The organism is Enterobacter sp. UNJFSC 003 (assembly GCF_036903355.1).
In the GTDB taxonomy this organism is placed as follows: domain Bacteria; phylum Pseudomonadota; class Gammaproteobacteria; order Enterobacterales; family Enterobacteriaceae; genus Enterobacter.
In genome coordinates this window covers 65,491-89,516 of record NZ_JBAKHK010000001.1, presented here as the reverse complement: position 1 = coordinate 89,516, position 24,026 = coordinate 65,491, and the positions used below count along the sequence as shown (strand labels likewise).

General features: G+C 55.6%; 21 protein-coding genes. 7 read left to right on the top strand and 14 right to left on the bottom strand.

Going from position 1 to position 24,026, the window contains the following annotated elements:
- Positions 1 to 28 precede the first annotated feature (28 nt).
- From V5P19_RS00405 to V5P19_RS00395, 3 genes are read left to right on the top strand one after another with little or no spacing between them, the layout of a single operon-like run.
- A complete protein-coding gene (locus tag V5P19_RS00405) occupies positions 29 to 1,258 on the top strand; it encodes an MFS transporter (protein WP_334399076.1) in 1,230 nt (409 codons plus the stop codon).
- A gap of 51 nt (positions 1,259 to 1,309) precedes the next feature.
- Positions 1,310 to 1,777 (top strand): DUF6130 family protein, encoded by a 468-nt coding sequence (locus V5P19_RS00400; protein ID WP_334399074.1) that lies wholly within the window; start codon positions 1,310 to 1,312, stop codon positions 1,775 to 1,777.
- 11 nt (positions 1,778 to 1,788) lie between these two features.
- Complete coding sequence (locus tag V5P19_RS00395; protein ID WP_334399072.1) at positions 1,789 to 2,532, top strand: alpha/beta hydrolase; 744 nt, start codon at positions 1,789 to 1,791, stop codon at positions 2,530 to 2,532.
- Between the two features lie 44 nt (positions 2,533 to 2,576).
- Here V5P19_RS00395 and V5P19_RS00390 read toward each other — a convergent pair whose 3' ends face one another.
- Positions 2,577 to 3,023 carry a helix-turn-helix domain-containing protein gene (locus tag V5P19_RS00390; RefSeq protein ID WP_334399070.1) on the bottom strand — a complete coding sequence of 149 codons (447 nt, stop codon included), beginning with the start codon at positions 3,021 to 3,023 and terminating at the stop codon, positions 2,577 to 2,579.
- A gap of 153 nt (positions 3,024 to 3,176) precedes the next feature.
- On the opposite strand from V5P19_RS00390, the gene V5P19_RS00385 reads away from it, so the two are divergent.
- Positions 3,177 to 4,334, top strand: coding sequence for an MFS transporter (locus V5P19_RS00385; protein WP_334401079.1), 1,158 nt, complete (start codon positions 3,177 to 3,179; stop codon positions 4,332 to 4,334).
- Positions 4,335 to 4,388: 54 nt separating this feature from the next.
- Here V5P19_RS00385 and guaA read toward each other — a convergent pair whose 3' ends face one another.
- Together guaA and guaB are read right to left on the bottom strand one after the other, a co-directional pair.
- Positions 4,389 to 5,966 carry a glutamine-hydrolyzing GMP synthase gene (gene guaA / locus V5P19_RS00380; protein WP_334399068.1) on the bottom strand — a complete coding sequence of 526 codons (1,578 nt, stop codon included), beginning with the start codon at positions 5,964 to 5,966 and terminating at the stop codon, positions 4,389 to 4,391.
- Between the two features lie 66 nt (positions 5,967 to 6,032).
- The gene (guaB, locus tag V5P19_RS00375; protein WP_334399066.1) at positions 6,033 to 7,499 is read right to left on the bottom strand and encodes an IMP dehydrogenase; all 1,467 of its coding nucleotides are present in this window, start codon (positions 7,497 to 7,499) and stop codon (positions 6,033 to 6,035) included.
- A gap of 159 nt (positions 7,500 to 7,658) precedes the next feature.
- Between guaB and xseA the strand changes: the two genes are divergently transcribed.
- The 3 genes from xseA (at position 7,659) to V5P19_RS00360 (ending at position 10,473) form a co-directional block, all read left to right on the top strand.
- Positions 7,659 to 9,032, top strand: coding sequence for an exodeoxyribonuclease VII large subunit (xseA, locus tag V5P19_RS00370; RefSeq protein WP_334399064.1), 1,374 nt, complete (start codon positions 7,659 to 7,661; stop codon positions 9,030 to 9,032).
- A gap of 71 nt (positions 9,033 to 9,103) precedes the next feature.
- Entirely contained in the window at positions 9,104 to 10,123 is a 1,020-nt protein-coding gene (locus V5P19_RS00365) for a M4 family metallopeptidase (protein WP_334399062.1), read from the top strand.
- On the top strand, positions 10,123 to 10,473 hold the full coding sequence (locus tag V5P19_RS00360; RefSeq protein ID WP_334399060.1) for a protealysin inhibitor emfourin: 351 nt from the start codon (positions 10,123 to 10,125) through the stop codon (positions 10,471 to 10,473). Before V5P19_RS00365 ends, V5P19_RS00360 begins: the two co-directional genes overlap by 1 nt.
- Here V5P19_RS00360 and V5P19_RS00355 read toward each other — a convergent pair.
- The 11 genes from V5P19_RS00355 to pbpC form a co-directional block, all read right to left on the bottom strand.
- Entirely contained in the window at positions 10,470 to 10,691 is a 222-nt protein-coding gene (locus V5P19_RS00355) for a zinc ribbon domain-containing protein (protein ID WP_334399058.1), read from the bottom strand. The genes V5P19_RS00360 and V5P19_RS00355 overlap by 4 nt on opposite strands.
- A gap of 64 nt (positions 10,692 to 10,755) precedes the next feature.
- Positions 10,756 to 12,291: a peptide MFS transporter gene (locus V5P19_RS00350; RefSeq protein WP_334399056.1), complete on the bottom strand. Its 1,536-nt coding sequence runs from the start codon at positions 12,289 to 12,291 to the stop codon at positions 10,756 to 10,758.
- A 298-nt stretch (positions 12,292 to 12,589) separates the two neighbouring features.
- Positions 12,590 to 14,062 (bottom strand): ribosome biogenesis GTPase Der, encoded by a 1,473-nt coding sequence (gene der / locus V5P19_RS00345; protein ID WP_334399054.1) that lies wholly within the window; start codon positions 14,060 to 14,062, stop codon positions 12,590 to 12,592.
- A 112-nt stretch (positions 14,063 to 14,174) separates the two neighbouring features.
- Positions 14,175 to 15,353 (bottom strand): outer membrane protein assembly factor BamB, encoded by a 1,179-nt coding sequence (gene bamB / locus V5P19_RS00340; protein ID WP_334399052.1) that lies wholly within the window; start codon positions 15,351 to 15,353, stop codon positions 14,175 to 14,177.
- A gap of 10 nt (positions 15,354 to 15,363) precedes the next feature.
- A complete protein-coding gene (locus V5P19_RS00335) occupies positions 15,364 to 15,984 on the bottom strand; it encodes a YfgM family protein (RefSeq protein ID WP_334399050.1) in 621 nt (206 codons plus the stop codon).
- Between the two features lie 13 nt (positions 15,985 to 15,997).
- Positions 15,998 to 17,272, bottom strand: coding sequence for a histidine--tRNA ligase (gene hisS / locus V5P19_RS00330; protein ID WP_334399048.1), 1,275 nt, complete (start codon positions 17,270 to 17,272; stop codon positions 15,998 to 16,000).
- 80 nt (positions 17,273 to 17,352) lie between these two features.
- On the bottom strand, positions 17,353 to 18,471 hold the full coding sequence (gene ispG, locus V5P19_RS00325; RefSeq protein WP_334399046.1) for a flavodoxin-dependent (E)-4-hydroxy-3-methylbut-2-enyl-diphosphate synthase: 1,119 nt from the start codon (positions 18,469 to 18,471) through the stop codon (positions 17,353 to 17,355).
- Positions 18,472 to 18,497: 26 nt separating this feature from the next.
- Positions 18,498 to 19,505: a cytoskeleton protein RodZ gene (rodZ, locus tag V5P19_RS00320; protein ID WP_334399044.1), complete on the bottom strand. Its 1,008-nt coding sequence runs from the start codon at positions 19,503 to 19,505 to the stop codon at positions 18,498 to 18,500.
- Positions 19,506 to 19,798: 293 nt separating this feature from the next.
- The gene (locus tag V5P19_RS00315) at positions 19,799 to 20,965 is read right to left on the bottom strand and encodes a bifunctional tRNA (adenosine(37)-C2)-methyltransferase TrmG/ribosomal RNA large subunit methyltransferase RlmN (RefSeq protein WP_334399042.1); all 1,167 of its coding nucleotides are present in this window, start codon (positions 20,963 to 20,965) and stop codon (positions 19,799 to 19,801) included.
- 147 nt (positions 20,966 to 21,112) lie between these two features.
- Positions 21,113 to 21,544, bottom strand: a complete 432-nt coding sequence (gene ndk, locus V5P19_RS00310; protein WP_010433958.1) for a nucleoside-diphosphate kinase — start codon at positions 21,542 to 21,544, stop codon at positions 21,113 to 21,115.
- 157 nt (positions 21,545 to 21,701) lie between these two features.
- Positions 21,702 to 24,026, bottom strand: coding sequence for a peptidoglycan glycosyltransferase PbpC (pbpC, locus tag V5P19_RS00305; RefSeq protein WP_334401077.1), 2,325 nt, complete (start codon positions 24,024 to 24,026; stop codon positions 21,702 to 21,704).

The window sequence follows — 24,026 nt, the reverse complement described above, 5'->3', positions numbered from 1 at the left end:
GGACAACTGCATAACGGAATGAAAAATAATGGAAACACCAGCCCTCCCCCGTCGCCTTGCCTTGACTGCTGGCTGTAATCAGCTCATCAACTGGGGGATTTCGTTTTACATGCCGGGTACCTTCGCACTGGCCATTTCGGCCGACAAGGGGTGGTCAACGCCGCAAATCTATCTTGGCCTGACGCTGGCGATGCTGATGATGGCGGCGGTTTCCCCTTTTATCGCCCGTCTGCTGGCGCGCTTTGGCGGGCAGCGGGTGGTGATGGGCGGCACGTTGCTGATTGCCGCAAGCTGTATGGCGATGGCATCCGCGTCGTCTCTTCCCGGCTGGTACGGCGCATGGCTACTGACCGGGATCGGGATGCGTCTGTCGCTATACGATGCCCTGTTTGCTGCGCTGGTAAACCTGTACGGACAGCAGGCACGACGAACGATCTCCCGCATTACGCTGGCAGGCGGCCTGGCATCAGCGGTCTTTTGGCCGCTGGGTGACGCACTGCTAAACGTCATGGGCTGGCAGGATGCGCTGCGGATCTACGCGCTTTTCGGCCTGCTGAGCGCGGCGCTTATTCGCCAACTCCCGCACAAGCGGCTTGCTGTAGCCGCGAAAGCACAGGTAGCAGCCGCAGACGGGGAGCGCGTAAACGGCTGGCTCTATGCGAGCTTTATTGCGCTTATCACCTTCGTCTCTAACGGCACCTCCACACACCTGCCGGAGTTTATCGCCAGTTTTGGCCTGCCGGTCGCCGTTGGCATACTATGGGGGCTAGGACAGACCGGCGCACGGTTGATGGACGTGCTGGCGGGCGCTCGTCTAACGCCGCTTAAATTAACGCTTTTAACCGCACTCGCCATGCCGTTCTGCTTTCTGATCGGGTTGAGCAGTACGTTTTTTATCTGGAGCGCTGCAGGGTTTGTGCTGGGGTATGGCGCCATTAACGGGCTGGTGACCATCGTCAAAGCGACCCTGCCGCTGGAGCTGTTCAGCACGCAGAGTTATGCCAGCCGCACGGGTATGCTGCTCATTCCCGGACAACTGATGGCGGCGGCATCGCCATTTGCCTATGCGTGGTTCAATAAGACGCTGGGTATCACCGGGGCAATGTGGGTCTCCGCTGGGCTGACGCTGGTCATTGCGGGGTTAGCCCTCGTTATGGTGCGGCGTTCCAACCCGCAAAATGTATCCCACTGTATCCAGAGTGCCACGATGACAAGACGGTACAAAAAGCCCCGGGCAGCAAACATCTCCGATACATAAAAATGGTCTTCTGTGCCTGTCGTCATGATGAACCGATGAGGAGAGACACTGATGATCCATCGATATTTACTGCTTTCTGTATTTGCACTAACTTCAGCAACCTGCGCCAGGGCTGCGCCCTTAGACGGCCTCAGCGCCGCAGACGTTAACGGCCCTGCCGCCGTCGCACCGCTGGATCGGCCGCAATCCCCCGCAATGCTGATTGTTGACCCGCCGCTTGCCGGGCCGCTGAGTAAAGGCGCGGTCTTTATTCAGTACCGTGCCGAGAACCTGCGCATTGAACCCGTCTTTGGGCCTGAAGCGCTAAAAGTGACGCCGCGTATCGGTCATCTCCACGTCATTGTGGATGATGCGCCCTGGCACTGGGCCGATGCCAGCGGTGAGCCGATCGTTCTTGTCGGGCTGCCCGCCGGGAAACACAAGGTGACCCTTATTCTCGCCGACCCTACGCATAAACCTATCGTTCATCAAACCGTGGAATTCACCGTGCCGCCGCATGCCGCGGTCCATCACTTTTAAGGATCCTGAGGATGAAAACACTGTCAGTCATTACAGCCAGCATGTTGGCACTGTCGGCCAGCGCATTTGCCCAGAACCAAACCAGCGTGGTGCTGGTGCACGGCGCGTTTGCCGACGGCAGCAGTTGGAATAACGTGATCGCGCTTTTGCAAAAACAACATACCGAGGTTATTGCAGTGCAGCTGCCGCTCACGTCGCTGAAAGAAGATGTTGCCGCCACCCAGCGTGCGATTGCCCGCGCGCATGGCGACGTGGTGCTGGTCGGTCACTCCTGGGGCGGTACGGTGATTAGCGAGGCGGGCAACGATGCGCGGGTAAAATCACTGGTCTACGTCGCGGCATTTGCCCCCGATTCAGGCCAGTCGACCGCGGATTTGGCGGGCAGCTACCCTGCTCCGCCGGGAAGCGCAGGCATAGTCAAAACGACAGAGGGATATTTGTATCTGCCGCCTAACGTGGTCAGTAAAGATTTTGCCCCTGACGTGAAGGCCAGCACTCGCAATACGATTGCTGCAACGCAGGGACCTATAAGGGCAGATGCATTTGGGGAAAAGGTCGCGCATGCGGCCTGGCATGAGAAACCGAGCTGGTATGTGGTGAGTAAAAATGACCGGATGATCAACCCCGATCTTGAACGCGCGATAGCGAAGATCATCCATGCGAATACCACGGAGCTGGGGGCAAGTCACGTGTCCCTGGTGAGTCAGCCCGAGGGGGTTGCCCGGGTGATTGAGCAGGCTGTCGACGGAAAATAAAAACGTAACCAAAGCCCGCCTGTTGCGGGCATTACAACAGCGGCTTACTTAACCTTCTGCACGTGGGTATCTGCCGTCGTCAGCACGGCACCGTCTTGCCCTGCCGGAGCCATAAAGGGAACCGGTTTGCCGGTATGCGTGTCGATTAACAACGAGTGACGCTCTCCTGGTGCAAACAGATGCTGTTCTCCCCACTGTCGGAGCGCCACCACGACAGGGAATAGGCTTTCGCCTTTGGTCGTCATGACGTATTCCTGATACGCCGTGCCGTCTGACGCCCCCTGCAACTCTAGTATGCCCGCCTCAACAAGCTTACGAAGCCGATCGGAAAGAATATTACGCGCCACCCCAAGACTCCGCTGAAAGTCCCCGAAGCGGCTCATGCCGTCGAATGCATTACGCACAATCATAAGCGACCAGCGATCGCCGATCAGATCGACGCTGCGGGCAACGGGGCAAAATTCATCATTTGTCGGCTTACGGGGCGGCATGGATTCTCCTCGCGAGGGTTGGTTCACAACAACTGGTTGCATTTTAAAACTACATACCCTAGCATTCAACTGGTTTTTTTTTGCAACCAGAATACTCCAGCGAGGATGTTGAACGTGTCACTTACTTCTCCCCTATCGTCAAGCTCAACCCGCATGTCGCGCAGCCTGGTATGGCTTTTCTCCATTGCCAGCGGCCTAAGCGTGGCAAACGTCTATTACGCGCAGCCCTTGCTCGACGCCCTGGCCAGAGACTTTGGCATCAGCCATGCGGCCATTGGCGGCGTGGTCAGCGCCACGCAGATCGGCTGCGCGCTGGCTTTGCTGTTCGTGGTGCCGCTGGGAGACAAAGTAGATCGCCGACGTCTGATGGGAATACAGCTTGTTGCGCTGGTGGCCGCGCTGCTCTCGGTCAGCATGGCGCAGACCTCTTTTGCTCTATTGGCGGGCATGCTCGCGACCGGCATGCTGGGGACGGCAATGACCCAGGGGCTGATCGCCTACGCAGCCAGTGCGGCATCCCCCCATGAACAAGGCCGCGTGGTGGGTGCGGCGCAGGGCGGCGTGTTTATTGGCCTGCTTCTTGCCAGGGTATTTTCCGGAGGAATAAGCGACATCGCAGGCTGGCGCGGCGTTTACCTCTGTGCCGCTGCGCTAATGCTCGTCATTGCCTTTCCGCTGTGGTGGAGGCTCCCACATCTGCCAGCCGTATCCAGTACAATGAGCTATCCGCGCCTGATTGGCTCCATGCTGACCCTCCTGCGAAAGGAGAAGGTACTGCACGTTCGCGGCGTTTTAGCATTACTGATGTTTGCCGCATTTAATATTTTCTGGAGCGCTCTGGTGCTTCCCCTCAGCGCCCCGCCCTACGGCTTCTCGCACACCGCGATAGGGGCGTTTGGGCTTGCTGGCGTCGTGGGCGCACTTGCGGCGACCCGAGCGGGTGAATGGGCCGATCGGGGCCACGCTCAGAGCACCAGCGCCGCCGCGTTGGTTATCTTACTGCTGGCATGGTGGCCCCTGTCGCTTATGGACCGTTCGCTCGGCGTCCTGCTTATTGGCATTGTGTTGCTTGATTTGGGCGGGCAAGCGCTGCACGTCACCAATCAGAGTCTGATTTTCCGCACGCGTCCCGAAGCGCATAGCCGACTTGTGGGCCTTTATATGCTTTTTTATGCGGTCGGTAGCGGGCTGGGGGCGATAAGCACGACGATAACCTATGCCAACGCTGGCTGGCACGGCGTCTGTATGCTGGGAAGCGCGGTCAGCCTGGTGGCGCTGGTGTTCTGGTGGATGACGCGGAAATATCAATAAAAAAGCCCGCGCTGAGGCGGGCTTGATGTGCTTATGGGCTACGCGGCGGGGGGACTATTCCCACTCAATCGTCGCCGGCGGCTTACCGCTGATGTCATACACCACGCGGGAAATACCGTTAACTTCGTTGATGATACGGTTAGACACGCGGCCTAAGAAGTCATACGGCAGGTGCGCCCAGTGAGCGGTCATGAAGTCGATGGTTTCTACCGCACGCAGGGAAACAACCCAGTCGTATTTACGACCATCGCCCATCACGCCGACGGAGCGAACCGGCAGAAACACGGTGAACGCCTGGCTCACTTTGTTGTAAAGGTCAGCTTTGTGCAGCTCTTCGATGAAGATAGCATCCGCACGACGCAGCAGGTCGCAGTACTCTTTCTTCACTTCGCCCAATACGCGCACGCCCAGACCAGGCCCCGGGAACGGGTGACGGTAGAGCATATCGTACGGCAGACCCAGTTCCAGGCCGATTTTACGCACTTCGTCTTTGAACAGCTCGCGCAGCGGTTCGACCAGCCCCATCTTCATCTCTTTCGGCAGGCCGCCCACGTTGTGGTGAGATTTAATGACGTGTGCTTTACCGGTTGCGGATGCCGCAGACTCAATCACGTCAGGGTAGATGGTGCCCTGTGCCAGCCATTTCACATCTTCAAGGCGCAATGCTTGTTCATCGAACACCTCTACGAACACGCGGCCGATAATTTTACGTTTAGCTTCCGGATCGTTTTCGCCCGCCAGCGCGTCGAGGAAGCGCTTCTCGCCTTCCACGTGAACGATGTTGAGACCGAAGTGGTCACCGAACATGTCCATCACCTGCTGGGCTTCGTTCAAACGCAGCAGCCCGTTATCCACGAAGACGCAGGTCAGGTTTTTGCCGATGGCGCGGTGCAGCAGCATCGCGGTGACGGAGGAGTCAACGCCACCAGAGAGGCCGAGGATCACCTTGTCATCGCCAACCTGCTGGCGGATACGCTCAACGGCGTCGTCGATGATTTTTGCCGGGGTCCACAGCGCTTCACACTGGCAGATATCACGCACAAAACGTTCCAGCATGCGCATACCCTGACGAGTGTGGGTCACTTCCGGGTGGAACTGCACGCCGTAGAAGCGTTTTTCTTCGTTCGCCATGATGGCAAACGGGCAGCTTTCGGTGCTGGCAACGGTCACGAAATCAGACGGGATGGCGGTGACTTTGTCGCCGTGGCTCATCCACACGTCTAGCAGCGGTTTGCCTTCTGCAGTCAGGGAGTCTTCGATACCGCGCACCAGCGCGCTGTCGGTAACCACTTCAACCTGCGCATAGCCAAACTCACGCTCGTTAGAACCTTCTACGTGGCCACCCAGCTGCATCGCCATGGTCTGCATGCCGTAGCACACGCCGAATACCGGCACACCTGCTTCGAACACGTACTGCGGTGCACGCGGGCTGTTATCTTCGGTGGTGCTTTCCGGGCCACCGGACAGGATGATGCCGCTTGGATTGAATTCGCGAATCTGTGCTTCCGTGACATCCCACGCCCACAGTTCACAGTAGACGCCCAGTTCACGTACGCGACGCGCCACCAGCTGAGTGTACTGAGAACCAAAGTCCAGGATGAGAATGCGATGTTTATGAATGTTTTCCGTCATTGACGCTAATTCCGAGGCAAGTGAAACAAAACAGAGCGCCCGGCATGAGCCGGGCGCGGAAACTTATCAGGAGCCCAGACGATAGTTCGGGGACTCTTTGGTGATCGTCACGTCGTGAACGTGGCTTTCCTGAATACCCGCACCGCTGATACGTACGAATTCTGCTTTAGTACGCAGCAGGTCGATGGTACCACAGCCGGTCAGACCCATACAGGAGCGCAGGCCGCCCATCTGCTGGTGAATGATCTCTTTCAGACGGCCTTTATAGGCAACGCGACCTTCGATACCTTCTGGCACCAGTTTGTCTGCCGCGTTATCGGTCTGGAAGTAACGATCGGAAGACCCTTTGGACATCGCGCCAAGGGAGCCCATACCACGGTAAGATTTGTAAGAACGGCCCTGGAAGAGTTCGATTTCGCCCGGGGATTCTTCCGTACCTGCCAGCATGGAACCCACCATCACAGCAGCAGCACCCGCGGCGATAGCTTTGGCAATGTCGCCAGAGAAACGGATACCGCCGTCGGCGATAACCGGAATACCGGTACCTTCAAGCGCTTCAACGGCGTCAGATACGGCGGTGATCTGCGGAACACCCACGCCGGTCACGATACGGGTAGTACAGATAGAGCCCGGGCCGATACCCACTTTCACCGCGCTGCAACCTGCGTCAGCCAGCGCGCGAGCGCCTGCGCCCGTCGCAACGTTACCGCCGATGATCTGCAGATCGGGATATTTTGCACGGGTATCACGAATACGTTGCAGAACGCCTTCAGAATGACCGTGAGAGGAGTCAATCAGCAGCACGTCAACACCCGCTGCAACCAGCGCATCAACACGCTCTTCGTTGCCCGCACCCGCGCCAACCGCAGCGCCAACGCGCAGACGGCCACGCTCGTCTTTACAGGCATTCGGTTTACGTTCTGCTTTCTGGAAATCTTTTACGGTGATCATGCCGCGCAGGTGGAAGCTGGCATCAACAACCAGCGCTTTCTCAACGCGTTTTTCGTGCATTTTTGCCAGCACGACATCGCGGGTTTCACCTTCACGCACGGTGACCAGGCGCTCTTTCGGCGTCATGTATACGCTGACAGGCTGATTCAGGTCGGTCACGAAACGCACGTCACGGCCGGTAATGATGCCCACCAGTTCGTAGTCTTCTGTCACTACCGGGTAACCGGCAAAGCCGTTACGCTCGGTGAGCGCTTTGACTTCGTGCAGAGTGGTGGTAGGCAGAACGGTCTGTGGGTCAGACACAATGCCGGATTCATGTTTCTTCACGCGGCGAACTTCTTCAGCCTGACGCTCGATAGACATGTTTTTGTGAATAAAGCCAATGCCACCTTCCTGTGCCAGAGCGATAGCCAGGCGCGCTTCAGTCACGGTGTCCATTGCCGCAGAGAGCATAGGAATGTTCAGGCGAATGGTTTTCGTCAACTGCGTGCTGAGATCGGCAGTATTCGGCAGAACGGTGGAGTGAGCGGGAACGAGGAGGACGTCGTCAAACGTCAGTGCTTCTTTAGCAATACGTAGCATGGGCAATATCTCTGACCTGGGTGGTTAAATATTGCCGTGGCATTATACAGAGCGTAACCGATTGCATCTACACTTTTTTGAAAAAAATGCTTGCGATTGCCTCACAGCAGGTTACTATCGACTGAATAACTTGCTGATTTAGAATTTGATCCCGCTCACATGTTATCCTCTCAATCCCCCTCAATTTTTACTGTTAGCCGCCTCAATCAAACGGTTCGTTTGCTGCTCGAGCAGGAAATGGGGCAGGTTTGGATCAGCGGAGAGATCTCTAATTTCACGCAACCGTCATCCGGGCACTGGTACTTTACCCTGAAAGACGACACCGCTCAGGTGCGTTGTGCAATGTTCCGCAACAGCAACCGTCGCGTGACGTTCCGCCCGCAGCATGGCCAACAGGTTCTGGTTCGCGCCAATATCACCCTGTACGAACCGCGCGGCGATTACCAAATCATCGTCGAGAGTATGCAGCCCGCGGGTGAAGGTTTACTGCAACAAAAATATGAACAGCTAAAAGCAACGCTCTCAGAAGAGGGGTTGTTCGATCAGCAGCATAAAAAGTCCCTGCCCTCTCCTGCCCACTGCGTTGGGGTGATCACCTCAAAAACCGGTGCAGCACTGCACGATATTTTACACGTGCTCAAGCGCCGCGACCCTTCCCTGCCCGTTATCATCTATCCCACCGCCGTTCAGGGTGATGATGCGCCAGGTCAGATTGTGCGCGCGATTGAGCTGGCAAATGCCCGCCGGGAGTGTGACGTACTCATCGTCGGGCGCGGCGGCGGTTCTCTGGAAGATTTGTGGAGCTTTAACGACGAGCGCGTTGCGCGAGCAATTTTTGCCAGCCAGATCCCGGTGGTGAGCGCCGTCGGGCATGAAACCGATGTGACGATTGCAGATTTTGTCGCGGATTTACGCGCGCCTACGCCATCGGCCGCCGCGGAAGTCGTCAGCCGTAATCAGCTGGAATTGCTGCGCCAGATTCAGAACGGACAGCAGCGACTTGAGATGGCAATGGACTACTTCCTCGCCAATCGTACCCGTCGGTTCACCCAGCTCCACCATCGCCTACAGCAGCAGCACCCTCAGTTACGGCTGGCGCGCCAGCAAACCGTGCTTGAGCGATTACGCCAGCGCATGAACTTCGCGCTGGATAATCAGCTGAAGCGCGCGGCATCACGCCAGCAGCGCGTGACACAGCGCATGAACCAGCAGAACCCTCAGCCGAAGATTTATCGCGCACAAACGCGGATTCAACAGCTGGAATATCGGTTAGCTGAGACTATTCGCGCGCGGCTGAGTACGACCCGTGAACGCTTTGGCAATGCGGTTACGCATCTCGAAGCGGTCAGCCCACTTTCGACGCTGGCGCGCGGCTATAGCGTGACCACCGCCACCGACGGCAAAGTGCTGAAGCAAACGAAGCAGGTGAAAGCCGGAGATGTGCTTACCACCCGCCTGTCGGACGGCTGGGTAGAGAGCGAAGTGAAGGCGATCAAACCGGTGAAAAAGACACGTCAGCGTAAAAGCGGATAATTCTTCACCCGTTACTGACTATACTGCTGCTATTCCCTTTTATCTGGCCTTGCCGAAATAAGGAGAGCAGCATGTCCCATCTTCATTCCGTTATTCCCCCCTATATTCTGCGTCGTATTATCGAGAGCGGTTCTGAGCCGCAGCAGCGCTGTGCCCGCCAGACCTTAACCCATGTTCAAACATTGATGGCGCATATGCCGGGCAAACCCGCGGCGCCGCACGTGAATAAAGCCGGTCAGCTGGAGCGCGATATTTACGATGCCAACCAGCGCCAGGAGCTGCCGGGTACTCAGGTGCGTTACGAAGGTCAACCGTCCAATAAAGATGTGGCCGTTGACGAGGCGTATGATTATTTAGGCATCACGCACGACTTCTTCTGGAAGAATTACCAGCGTGACTCGCTCGATAATAAGGGCCTTATTCTGACCGGCACCGTACATTATGGCCGGGAATATCAAAACGCCTTCTGGAACGGTCAACAGATGGTCTTTGGCGATGGCGACGGGGAGATATTTAACCGTTTTACCATTGCCATCGACGTGGTCGCACACGAGCTGAGCCACGGCGTTACCGAGACCGAAGCCGGGCTTATTTACTTTGAACAATCGGGCGCGCTCAACGAGTCGCTGTCAGACGTGTTCGGCTCGCTGGTGAAACAATATTACCTCAAGCAAACTGCCGATAAAGCAGATTGGCTAATTGGTGAAGGGCTGTTGGCTGAGGGCATTAACGGTAAAGGTTTACGCTCCATGTCGGCCCCCGGTACCGCTTACGACGATCCGCTGCTTGGCAAAGATCCGCAGCCAGGCCATATGAAGGACTTTATCAAAACGCGTGAGGACAACGGCGGCGTGCATCTTAATTCCGGTATCCCTAATCGTGCCTTTTACCTTGCTGCAACGGCAATTGGCGGCTATGCCTGGGAGAAAGCGGGTTACGCGTGGTACGACACGGTTTGCGATCGCAGCCTGGCACAGGATGCGGATTTTGATGCGTTTGCAAAACTGACGGTTGCCCACGGGGAGAAACGCTCCGGCGGTGACGTTGCGGCGGCCATTAAACACGCCTGGGAACAGGTAGGAGTACTGTAATGCAGATTCCGGAACTGACGGATGACGCTGTCGTTGAGCTGGCCCGCGAAGGCGGCGTCGCGTTTATCCCAAAGTTAAGCGGGCAGCGAACCATAACGCTTTCATCACTCAATGAGGCGCAGCGTCAGCGCGTGGTGAACATACTGGAGCAAGCCATTCCACGCGGACTACCGCCTGGTCAACCATCGTCACCGGGCAGTGGCGACCAGCGCTATTTCCGTATCCAGATAATCTGGACCCGGCACAACCAGGCGCAATACACCGATATCATTGTGCTGGTTCCCGAGCAGGAAGCGCCGGAATCGTTGGTTGAACTCTGGCAGAAAGGTGAAGGCTGCGTGTGCGATTAATCATCTACTCTGACGAACTCCACGCGCTTTTTCGAGATCAGCCCGTGGCCGTTCTGACAGAAATAATCCACCGCGCCGCAAGCCTTTAACACCTGAAGCGGTTTGTGACAGTCGGAGCAACGGGCCTCTAACTGAATATCTTTATGGCAGTTATCGCAGTGCGCGACTCCATTTTGAGGTTCCAGTTCTGCCTGGCAATCCGGACACATAATCGTCATGCTTGCTCCTGTAAAGTGACGCCGGGGCGCAAAGGCTGCCCCGGCATTCTGGTGACTATCACACCTAAGCGGCAGGTTTAGTCTGCACATTTTCCAGCATACGGCGAACCGGAACAATAAGGACAACCAGTACCGCAGCACAGATCAGCAGCGCAATAGAGCAGCGAGCGAAGAGATCCGGCAGCATATCCAGCTGATCGGCCTTCACGTGACCGCCAATCAGACCTGCTGCCAGGTTACCCAACGCGCTTGCGCAGAACCACAGCCCCATCATCTGGCCACGCATTCTTTCCGGCGCCAACAGCGTCATGGTCGCCAGACCAATCGGGCTCAGGCACAGCTCACCCAACGTTAGCATCAGGATGCTGCCCACCAGCCAGAACGGAGATACGCCTGCACCGCCATTGCTCAACACGTTCTGCGCCGCCAGCATCATCAGGCCAAAGCCCGCTGCAGCACATAGAATACCAATAACAAATTTGGTGATGCTGCTTGGACGGATGTTATTGCTGGCCAGCTTTGGCCATGCCCAGCTAAACACCGGTGCCAACAGGATGATAAACAGGGCGTTGATTGACTGGAACCATACCGCCGGGATTTCAAAATCACCGATCATGCGGTTTGTGTAGTCGTTGGCAAACAGGTTGAAAGACGTTGGCTTCTGCTCAAATGCAGACCAGAAGAACGCGGCGGAGACCAGCAAAATAAAGCAAACCAGCAGTCTGGCACGCTCTTTGCGGTTCAGGCCAGCAAACAGGAACAGATAGATGAAGTACAGCGCAACGGATGCCGCAATTACGTAGACCAGCACGCTGGCTACCGCAACCGGGTTGATGACAATGACGCCCTGCGCAATAAGGGTAACAATGATTGCCACTCCCACCGCCAGCGCCACTAACCACGCGCCTACACCATTGCGTTTTACCACCGGGCTGTTCCAGGTAGAATCCAAACCCACTTCGCTGTCGTAGCGTTTCATCGCCGGGACGGCAAACACGCGGAAGATAATCAGCGCTACCAGCATCCCGATACCGCCGATACCAAAGCCCCAGTGCCAGCCGTGAGTTTTAATTAACCAGCCAGAAATCAGCGGAGCGATGAACGACCCCATGTTGATACCCATATAGAACAGCGAGAAACCGCCGTCACGACGCGCATCGCCTTTTTTATACAGGGTACCTACCATAACCGAGATACAGGTCTTAAACAGGCCAGAGCCGAGCACAATGAACATCAGGCCGATAAAGAACAGGTTGTCGCCCAGGATGGCTGAAAGCGCAATCGACAGGTGGCCGAGCGCAATCAGAATCGAACCGTACCACACGGCTCGCTGTTGGCCGAGCCAGTTATCCGCCAGCCAGCCACCGGGCAGCGCGGCCAGGTACATGGTTCCGGCAAAGATACCGACAATGGCCGACGCATTTTCACGCGCCAGCCCCATCCCGCCGTCATACACAGTGGCAGCCATGAACAGGATCAGTAGCGGACGAATGCCGTAAAACGAGAAACGTTCCCACATCTCGGTAAAGAACAGCGAACCAAGCGGATAGGGATGGCCGAAAAAGGTTCGGCTTTCTTTTTGATTAACAGAGGATTGCATAATTCTCCCGAAAGGTATGTCGTCGTGCTTGTAAACACCAGCATGCACGCCGGTCAGTTAGGTATCTGGCCGATTTTTTACATGCGGCGAAAAGTTAGTTAACCATTTGATAACCAGGCGCTAGTTTTGTCTAGTACCGGACCCTGGACTTTAAGACGAAAATTCGACGATTGTCTACTTTATTAGATTTAAAGAAGGTTCAAAGTGAATAGTGATTGACATCACACAGGGATCGCGGGCGGTACTGAAAGTACAAAAAAACCCGCGACAGGCGCGGGTTTCATGAGATTAACCGTGATTACTTGCTTTTCTTAATGTGTTTAATCAAGCGTTTACGCTTACGCATCTGGTTAGGCGTCAGGGTGTTGCGTTTATTCGCAAACGGGTTTTCGCCTTCCTTGAACTGAATACGGATAGGCGTGCCCATCACGTCCAGCGATTTACGGAAGTAATTCATCAGATAGCGTTTGTATGAATCCGGCAGGTCTTTTACCTGGTTGCCGTGAATCACCACGATTGGCGGGTTGTAACCACCAGCGTGGGCATATTTCAGCTTCACGCGACGACCGCGTACCAGAGGCGGCTGATGGTCTTCTGCTGCCATGGTCATAATGCGTGTCAGCATCGCGGTGCTCTGGCGACGGGTAGAGCTGTCGTAGGCTTCGCGAACGGATTCGAACAGGTTGCCTACGCCGCTACCGTGCAGCGCGGAGATAAAGTGCACGCGCGCAAAGTCGATAAAGCCCAGACGGAAGTCCAGGGTCTCTTTCACCTGCTCTCTCACTTCATTGCTCAGGCCATCCCACTTGTTGACCACGATAACCAGTGAGCGTCCACTATTGAGGATAAACCCGAGCAGAGAGAGATCCTGATCGGAAATACCTTCGCGTGCGTCGATAACCAGCAGGACAACGTTGGCATCTTCAATCGCCTGCAGCGTTTTGATAACGGAGAATTTCTCCACCACGTCGGTGATTTTTCCGCGCTTACGCACACCCGCGGTATCGATGAGAACGAATTCACGTTCATCGCGCTGCATAGGAATGTAGATGCTGTCGCGGGTGGTGCCCGGCATGTCATATACCACGACACGCTCTTCACCCAGAATACGGTTAGTAAGTGTAGACTTACCTACGTTTGGACGCCCCACGATTGCCAGCTTGATCGGCAGATCCTGCGGGTTGAAAGTGTCTTCAGGCTCTTCTTCGCCTTCCACACCTTCTTCAAACTGCGCCCAGTATTCAGCATCTTCATCGACTTCTTCTGGCGGGTTAACTTCGTCAACCCACGGCAGCAGTACGGTTTCCAGCAGGCTGGTAACGCCACGGCCGTGCGAAGCGGCGATAGGATAAATTTCACCCAGACCTAAAGACCAGAAATCCGCAACGGCCTGATCGGCATCAATACCGTCAGTTTTGTTCGCCACCAGGAAAGTTGGTTTTTCACGCGCACGCAGATGCTTAGCAATAGCGGAGTCCGCAGGCATCAGGCCTGCACGGGCATCAACCATAAACAGAACGACGTCTGCTTCTTCAATCGCCAGCAGAGACTGTTCCGCCATGCGGGTTTCAACGCCGTCTTCTGTCCCATCAATACCACCGGTATCGATACAGATGAACTCGCGTCCTTCCACCTCTGCACGACCGTACTTACGGTCACGCGTCAGCCCCGGGAAATCCGCAACCAGCGCATCACGGGTGCGTGTTAAACGGTTAAAAAGAGTGGATTTTCCAACGTTAGGGCGCCCGACAAGCGCGACCACAGGTACCATGTTTGAAGCCTCATAAAATTCAAATAAACGTCGCTTTGGCGGCGTTTTTAAAAATGTCAAAACGGCTCCTGAGCGAACAGGAGCCGTTTAGTATACTACAACCGCCGGGTAATTAACGCGTGATCGCGTACAGCGTGCCGTCTTTTGCCTGAATCAGCAATTTACCGTCAGCCACAACCGGATCCGTCAGGAAGCCAGAGCTGTCGACTTTTTGCTGCGCAGTAAAGCGGCCATTCTCCGGGTCTACCCAGTGCATATACCCTTCGCTATCACCCACCACCAGGCTACCGTTATACAGTGCTGGTGCGGTCAGCAGGCGGTGCAGCAGATCGCTTTGCGTCCACAGCGTTACGCCGCCTTCGGTGCTCAGCGCCAGCAGACGGTCATTCTGGTCAACCATATAGATACGGTTGCCATCAACAATGAAATCGTTCACTGAACCCAGTTCACGTTTCCACATGATCTGGCCGCTGCGCAGATCCAGTGCGGTCAGATTGCCGTTATATGCCAGGGCATACACCACACCATTTACAATAACAGGCGTAGTATCAACATCGCTCAGACGATCGATTTCAGTAGAACCGGTTGCCTGGGAGATACGCTGCTGCCAAATCATCTGGCCTTGCTGCATCAGAACGGCGCTCACACGACCGTTGTCACCGCCAACAATGGCAGCACCAAACGCGGTAGCCGGAGCGGATTCACCGCGCAGGGATAGAGATGGCATATCCAGGTTTACGGTCCATTTTACCAGACCGTCCGCTTCGTTCAGCGCCTGCAGCTGGCCGTTGCTGGTATGAATCAGCACCAGACCATCGCTTACAACTGGGCGAGACAGAGACTCACCGGCAACGCTGGTTTGCCAGGCAACAGAACCGTCGCTGGTGTTCAGCGCATAAACCTGCGCTTTTTCACTGCCGACATAGACGTGCCCACCGGCAACGGTCAGGCCACCAGAAAGCAGTGCAGGCTTACGGGAGAACCAGCCATCTTTTTCAGCCAGGTTTACAGACCACACTTCTTTCCCGTCATCAGCATTAAGCGCTTTCACGGTACCTTTGCGGTCAGCCGCATAGACAACGCTGTCAGCAAAAGCCGGATGCAGGTTGGAATAGTAATCACCAATTCCATCCCCCACGGACGTACTCCATGCGGTAGACGGGGTAAACTGGTTTTCAACAGTTGGCAGTGGGGACATTTTGACAACATCTTCTTCGCCACTGAACAGTGAACAGCCACTCAATAACGTAACAGAAAGCAGTCCTGGCAGAAGTAATTTACGCAATTGCATCGGGTCCCTCTCAGACGGACAAATTATTTATTTTCATCTGCATCATTTCGCTCAGCGCAGGTGAAGCATTGCTATCCACGCCAGCTTGCCACGCTTTACGCGCGCCCTCTTTGTCGCCTTTGCTCAGCAATGCTTCACCGCGCAAATCAGCAACAATGGCAGTAAAGCTTTCGCCTTTGATGGTATCGAGCGTTTTCAGCGCTTCATCAGTTTTCTTCTGCTGGACCTGAATACGTGCCAGGCGCAGATTGATGACCGCTTTCAGGTTTTCATCTTTTGCAGCAGAAAGCCCTTGGGAAAGCTGTGCAGCCGCTTTATCCAGTTCGTTTTTATCAACATACTGCTGAGCCACTTCCAGCGCAGCCAGCGCGCCGTAGGTGTTTTTGTTGTCAGCGGCAAATTTTTCTGCCGCCGCCAGCGTTTGCGGCTGGTCGGCACGAATTGCGCTGACCGTATTTTCATACGTCAGGGACGAACCGCGTGCGGAATCAGCTTGATGACTGTTCCAGTAGCGCCAACCGATCAGCGCACCTACACCTAAAATAACCCCAACGATCAGCGCTTTGCCGTTTTCAGCAAAGAAGCGTTTAATCGCGTCTACCTGGTCGTGTTCGTTCTCGTACATTTCCACGCAGTCTTTCTCCTTAGCCCAATAGAGTGCGCAAGTGCGCCGCAACGCCGTCCTGCGTTACCGTTGTCTGCTCACCAGAGCGCAGGTCTTTAACCACCACTTCGCCGTTAGCCACTTCGGACTCACCCAGCACCAGTGCAATACTTGCGCCCCACTTATCGGCACGAGCAAACTGTTTTTTGAAGTTGCCGCCGCCATGGTTGGTCATCAGCTTAACGTCCGGCAGTACATCACGCACGCGTTCGGCAAGCTGCATAGCCGCAGACTGCGTATCCGCACCTGAAGCCACCAGGTATATATCGACAACGGAATCTGCTTTAAATTCCGGATTAACTGCCTGAACCAGCAAAACAAGTCGCTCAAGACCCATTGCGAAGCCTACAGCCGGTGCCGCACGGCCACCGAGTTGCTCAACCAGACCATCATAACGACCGCCGGCACACACGGTACCCTGGGAACCGAGGCTGGTGGTCACCCACTCAAAAACAGTACGGTTATAGTAGTCCAGACCGCGCACCAGCCGCTGGTTAACGGTATAGGCAATGCCCGCTGCTTCAAGCAGCTTGCACAGGCCAGCAAAGTGTTCGCGAGACTCGTCGTCCAGGTAGTCACCCAGCGCAGGTGCATCGTTCAGCAACGCCTGTACGTCTGGATTTTTGGAATCCAGGACACGCAGCGGGTTGCTGTACATACGACGCTGACAGTCTTCGTCCAGCTTATCTTTATGCTGTTCCAGGAACGCCACCAGCGCATCGCGGTAGTTTGCACGTGCCTCCAGCGAACCGATAGAGTTAAGCTCCAGTGAAACGTGCTCGGAGATACCCAGCGCACGCCACCAGCGGGCAGTCAGCATAATCAGCTCAGCATCGATATCCGGCCCTTGCAGACCAAAGACTTCAACGCCCAGCTGGTTGAACTGGCGGTAACGACCTTTCTGCGGACGTTCGTGGCGGAACATCGGGCCGATATACCAGAGACGCTGCTCCTGATTGTACAGGAGACCATGTTCGATGCCGGCGCGTACGCAGCCCGCCGTACCTTCAGGACGCAGGGTCAGGCTGTCGCCGTTGCGGTCCTCAAAGGTATACATCTCTTTTTCAACCACGTCGGTCACTTCGCCGATCGCGCGTTTGAATAACGGGGTCTGCTCTACAATCGGCAAACGAATTTCGCTGTAACCGTAGCTGCCGAGCACCTGCTTCAGTGTGCCTTCAATGCGCTGCCAGATGGCGGTTTCGCCAGGCAGATAATCGTTCATGCCGCGAATGGCTTGAATGTTTTTTGCCACGTTTATTCTCTTTCTATATACAAAAAAAACCCAAAGAATGGGTTCAATCATACATGGGAAGCGAGCGGCTTCCCATCACGTTATTTTTCAACCTGCTGAACGCTGATGCGCTGCGTCTCATCCAGCATTGCCGCTTTGGCGCGGATGCGGGCTTCGAGCTGGTCGATCATGTCACTATTATCCAGACGATCTTTGCGAACGCCATCTTCATAGAGACCACTTTTCTTGTTACCACCCGTGACGCCCAGGGTTGACACCAGCGCTTCACCGGGTCCATTCACTACGCAACCAATAATGGACACGTCCATTGGGGTGATGATGTCTTCCAGACGCTGCTCCAGCGCATTTACCGTTCCGATCACGTCAAACTCCTGACGCGAGCAGGTTGGGCATGCAATAAAGTTGATCCCGCGCGCGCGGATGCGCAGTGATTTCAGAATGTCAAAACCGACTTTGATCTCTTCGACCGGATCGGCCGCCAGCGAGACGCGCAGGGTATCGCCGATCCCTTCAGAGAGCAGCAGACCCAGACCAATCGCCGATTTAACAGAACCGCTACGCAGGCCACCCGCCTCGGTGATCCCCAGATGCAGAGGTTGATCGATCTGTTTAGCCAGCAGACGATAAGACTCAACGGCCAGGAAAACGTCTGAGGCTTTTACGCTCACTTTAAACTGATCGAAGTTAAGACGATCCAGATGATCGACGTGGCGCATTGCGGATTCGAGCAATGCCTGCGGCGTAGGTTCGCCGTATTTTTCCTGCAGATCTTTTTCCAGAGAACCGGCGTTAACACCGATACGGATTGGAATATTTTTGTCGCGCGCGCAGTCCACGACCGTGCGAATACGCTCTTCGCTACCGATATTGCCCGGGTTGATACGCAGGCAATCCACGCCATATTCAGCAACTTTCAGCGCAATGCGGTAGTCGAAGTGGATATCAGCAACCAGCGGAACACTCACCTGCTGCTTGATCAGTTTGAACGCTTCGGCCGCGTCCATAGTGGGTACGGAGACGCGAACAATGTCCGCGCCTACTCGCTCTAATGCTTTAATTTGATTGACCGTCGCTTCCACGTCCGTGGTGCGCGTGTTGGTCATCGACTGAACGGCGATAGGAGCCCCATCGCCGACTGGCACATTCCCAACGTAAATCCGTTTCGATTTTCTACGTTGAATCGGAGCCTGGTTATGCATGAAAAATCTCCCGCGTTGCCTGTCTGTTACTGTGCTGCTGATTGTTCGGCATTAACGGTAAGACGTGCAACCTGGTTAGTTCTGATAAAGCGGCTCAGGTCGACAGGTTTTCCTTGGAACTGGATCTGTACTGCGGCCGGAGCGCCGATTTTAAGTTTGTACGGAGCCTGACCGGCGAGGTTTAACGTGCCATCTTTGCGCTGCAGACCGCTGAACAGTTTTTTGCCCGTTGCGTCCGTCACTTCTAACCAGCAATCAGCGTTGAAGTTCATCACCAGCGCGTTTGGATCCGCAGCAGCGGGAGCTGTGCCCGCCTGGTCAGTAGGCAGTGATGCTGTTGCGTTATCCGCAGAGGCTGTCGCCGCTGGAGCGCTATCTACGTTAGCCTGTGAAGGAGACACAACGGCGTTCTGATCCTGCACCTGAGGCGCTGGCGTATTGGCCGTAGCGGTGGGTGCCTGTGCAGGCTCTGCTGCCGGAGTATCGGTTGCGGGCGTCTGCGGTTCGCTTGAGGAGGCCGCACCGTCGGTGTTCAGCGGCACGCTCTGCCCATTGTCCGTTCCGGATTGGTTCAGCTCAGCGGAAGATTGATCGGCCATGGTGGTGATCTCTTCCTGCTGCGCCTTGTGGTTTTGCCACCACCATGCGCCCGTCAGGCCGACAACCACAAACAGGACCAGCCAGGTAAAGCTCATCAGCCAGCCATCACGTTTTTTACGACGTTTTCCCAGAGAGAAGGTCTGCATCGGCGCAACTTTTGCTGCGCGGACCGGTGCCTGCTTCTCCATCATTGGCAGTAATTCTTCTTCCGGGATATGCACCAGTTTTGCGTAAGAGCGGATATAACCGCGCAGAAATGTTGAAGCCAGATCGGCAGGTGCCTTATCTTCTTCAATATCGCGAACCGTGGAAACCTTCAGGCACAAGCGTTCTGCAACGGCTTGCTGGCTGAGTCCGAGTTGTTCACGGGCGTTGCGAAGACGAACGCCAGTGGAGAGTGCTTCATTTTGGTCGTGAGTGGCTTCAGTATTCATTCGCTACAACTACTGGTACGTGAAAAATAAGGGTTCAGGTGCCGGTGAGTCACAATGCTACCCGCACCGCGAAACTTCTGGTCAGTTAACCTTGAACAGAGAGTATAAGGCTGTCAGCCCGGAGATGACAGTGCTGCTCTGCCCACACGGCTAAACTGTTGTTACGTCGTTACATACTGCCCGAAAGTCGTATGAAACGCACCGTAATTATTACTCAGTCATCACGAATCTGACTGATTATTCAGTAAGATTATGCTTCACGGCGCAAATAATGCGCCGTGACTGCATAATAATCAAACAGCTTTGACCGCAATCGTCTCGCCCTGCATGCGTTTACGTAGAGTACGCTTGGTACGGTCAATAACATCACCGGCCAGCTGTCCACACGCAGCATCGATATCATCGCCACGGGTTTTACGCACGATAGTGGTGAAACCATACTCCATCAGCACTTTGGAGAAGCGATCGATACGGCTGTTCGAACTGCGACCATACGGTGCGCCCGGGAACGGGTTCCATGGGATCAGGTTGATCTTACAAGGCGTATCTTTCAGCAATTCTGCCAGTTCATGCGCATGCTCGGTCCCATCGTTGACGTGATCCAGCATCACATACTCGATAGTCACACGCCCCTGGTTCGCATTGGATTTCTCCAGGTAACGACGCACGGCGGCGAGGAAGGTCTCGATATTGTACTTTTTGTTGATCGGTACAATTTCGTCACGGATTGTGTCGTTTGGCGCATGCAGAGAGATAGCCAGCGCGACGTCAATCATATCGCCCAGTTTGTCCAGCGCAGGCACAACGCCTGAAGTAGACAGGGTAACGCGACGCTTGGACAGACCAAAACCGAAGTCGTCGAGCATGATTTCCATCGCCGGAACGACGTTAGTCAGGTTCAGCAGCGGCTCACCCATCCCCATCATCACCACGTTGGTGATTGGACGCGTACCGGTTACTTTTGCTGCGCCAACGATTTTCGCCGCACGCCACACCTGGCCGATAATTTCCGACACGCGCAGGTTACGGTTAAAACCTTGCTGAGCCGTTGAGCAGAATTTGCACTCCAGCGCACAACCTACCTGAGAGGAAACGCACAGCGTAGCGCGATCGTCTTCCGGGATATACACGGTTTCAACGCGCTGATCGCCAACGGCAATCGCCCATTTAATGGTGCCATCGGCAGAGCGCTGTTCTTCCACGACTTCAGGCGCGCGGATTTCAGCCACTTCTTTGAGTTTATTACGCAGAACTTTGTTGATGTCAGTCATGTCATCAAAGTTATCGCTGCAATAATGGTACATCCATTTCATAACCTGATCGGCACGAAACGGCTTCTCGCCCATCTCTTTGAAGAACTCGCGCATCTGCTGACGGTTCAGATCCAACAGGTTGATTTTTCCACTTTTATTTGGAACCGCAGGAATTGCGACTTCGGAGGTATTCACTAATTCAGACATAATATTTTCCGGCCTCGTTGTTACACGTTATGGCCCGTGGAGGGTTGAAAAGAAACGCCCCGGGAAGCAGTTTGCTCATCCGGGGCGTTGCATTGTACAAAGTCTGACGCAGGGATGCCACGTTTGCACGCGGCATTTACGAAATTATTAGCGAGTGCGAGCGCACACTTCGCCTTCAGCGAAGAAGAAAGCGATTTCGCGTGCTGCAGATTCAACGGAGTCAGAACCGTGGGTGCCGTTCTCAGTGAAGCTGTCCGCGTAATCAGCGCGCAGAGTACCTGCCAGCGCGTTATCCGGGTTGGTTGCACCCAGCAGATCGCGGTGGCGCTGTACCGCATTTTCGCCTTCCAGTACGGATACAACGATTGGGCCAGAGGTCATGAACTCTACCAGGCCGTCAAAGAATGGACGACCTTCGTGTTCAGCATAGAAACCGCGAGCCTGTTCAACGGTCAGGTGCAGCATTTTGGTGCCAACAATCTTGAATCCGGCTGATTCAAAACGAGCGAAGATGCTGCCAATAACGTTTTTTGCCACCGCGTTTGGTTTGATGATGGAAAAAGTACGTTCAATAGCCATGATAACCTCTGTCAAATGTTCTGTTGTTTTGCATACCTGAGTATGGTGTGGCGCGGATTATAATGAGCAATAACGCCATTGCCTATGGATTCAGGTAACATTTTTTTAAAATAAGACGAGTTTTAGCAACAGCTCACCTCATAAACGCCTTTTAGCGCTACTGCAGCGTAAAATTCACCGTCGCAACCTGTCCTGTCTCATCCATCACCAACAGCTGATAATCGCCCGATTTTTCGAGTTGTAATGTGTAAACCCGCCCTCTCACCTCCCGCGGTTCACCGTTAAGGAACCACCAGCGTTTACCGCTATTACCGGTGGCCTGCAGCGGTAATGACACGCGAGATTCACCCGGCAGACGTTTGATCACGGCCCCATCCCGTACACCGGTCAAGATCAGCGGCGCGGGCGAATCCTGCGACAGCGGCGGGCAAGTTGCCGAAGAGGGTGGAACACGTACTGCGCGACGTTCCGATCCCGGCAGCCAGGGTTCAAGGGGCAGCGGCCAAACGTCCAGCACTTTTTCTGTGGCATCCGGGCAATCCGCCGCAACGCGTTTGCCCTGCTTATCGAGCCAGACAGGGAAACGGATCCCGCGAATGCCTTCCTGCTCCGGCAGAAGTAGCGTAGGCGGTTCACTCCCCTCCAGCAGCCACGTGGACAAGCGACGCCGACAATTTTCACTGCCTTCCGGCAGCGACTGACCGCCCGGCCAGCAGATCGCCCCGCGCCCGACGCTCGCCGGACGCGGATCGCGCGGCAGACGCGCTTCATCAAGCGTTGAACGGGACTGAAGCAGGTTATTGACCTGATTTAACAGCGGGATAGCGCTCGCAAAACCAAACTGCCCCGCGACTGGCGTACCGTCTGGTCGCCCGGTCCAGATGCCAATCACATAACGCGCATTCAACCCAATAGCCCAGGCATCGCGGTAGCCATAGCTGGTGCCCGTTTTCCACGCCAGCGGTGCTATCTGAGGCAATGCGTTATCCGGTAGAGGTTGCGCCTCATTGCCCAGAATGCGACGGATAATCCACGCAGAGCCTTGCGATAACAGAGGACGTTCAATGAGCGGATCGCCTGGCTGTAAACGCAGGCGTCCGGCTTTACCATGTCGGGCAAAGGTACTGTACGCGGCGGTGATATCCGCCAGCCGCGCCCCTGCCCCGCCCAGGATCAGCGATAAGTTCGGCTGAGCGCCCGCAGGCAGGATAAGCGGCAGCCCGGCATTACTCAGCATTCCGGCAAAACGTTTTGGCCCGTAAGCTTCCAGCACCTGTACGGCCGGGAGGTTCAGCGAACGAACCAGCGCCTCGCTCATACTCACCGGACCATGAAACCCGCTGTCAAAATTACCGGGTCGATAATCGCCGGTTTTTCTTGGCACGTCCTGAAGCAGCGATGCGGGATGGATCAGGCCATCGTCCAGCGCCATCCCGTAGATGAAGGGTTTCAGCACCGATCCGGGCGATCGGATCGCATTGACCATATCGACATGGCTAAAGCGGGTGTCGTCGTTGATATCCACCGAGCCCACCCAGCCGCGCACTTTCATATCCGTGTGATCGACGACGATCATTGCCAGCGAGCTGCGAGCAGGCAGGCGTGATTTCCAGTTCATTGCCAGCTCTTCAAGCTGTCGTTGCAAAGCCGCATCCAGCGTGGTGACAATTTTCGTATCGCGGCTTTTACCGAGCATCATGCGTGAAAAGAGCGGTGCCAGCTGCGGCATTTGTCGCGGAGCCAGCCATACAGGCTCTTCTCGGAACTCTTTAACCTGGCCGGCTGGCCAGACGCCCTGCGTCACCATTCTGTCGAGCACTTTATTGCGGGCGGCTTCCGCACGTTCCGGCCATCGGTCAGGCCGTAAACGGCTTGGCGCCTGCGGGAGTACGGCCAGCAGCGCCGCTTCGGAATAGCTGAGCTGCGACGGCGGTTTTCCCAGATAGGTCCAGCTTGCCGCGCCAATGCCCTGCAACGTGCCGCCAAAGGGGGCGCGATTGAGATAAAGCGTGAGGATTTCTCGCTTAGAGAGGTGCCATTCCAGCTGCAGAGCCCGCCAGAGCTGACGAATTTTGCCGCCAACGGTGCGGGGATGCGGATCCAGCAGGCGAGCCACCTGCATGGTGAGCGTACTGCCGCCAGACACCACCTTTCCGGAGCTAAGATCCTGCCAGGCGGCGCGCAGCACGGAGAAAGGATTCACGCCCGGGTGATCCCAGAACCAGCGATCCTCGTACTGAATCAGGGCGTCAAGGTAGCGCGGCGAAACGTCCTCAATGGTGACGGGATAGCGCCAGATGCCTTCAGTGTCAGCAAACCGCCACAGCGGCGTTCCCTGCTCATCCACCACCACCCGCGCGGGGTTAACCTCATTCAGAGGCAACGGCCACAGGCGGTCGGCGGCCAGGACCAGCCCCCATAAAACGAGAAGCGCTCCCGCCAGCCACAGCCAGCGGGAGCGTATCAGACGTGCAGCCCGCAT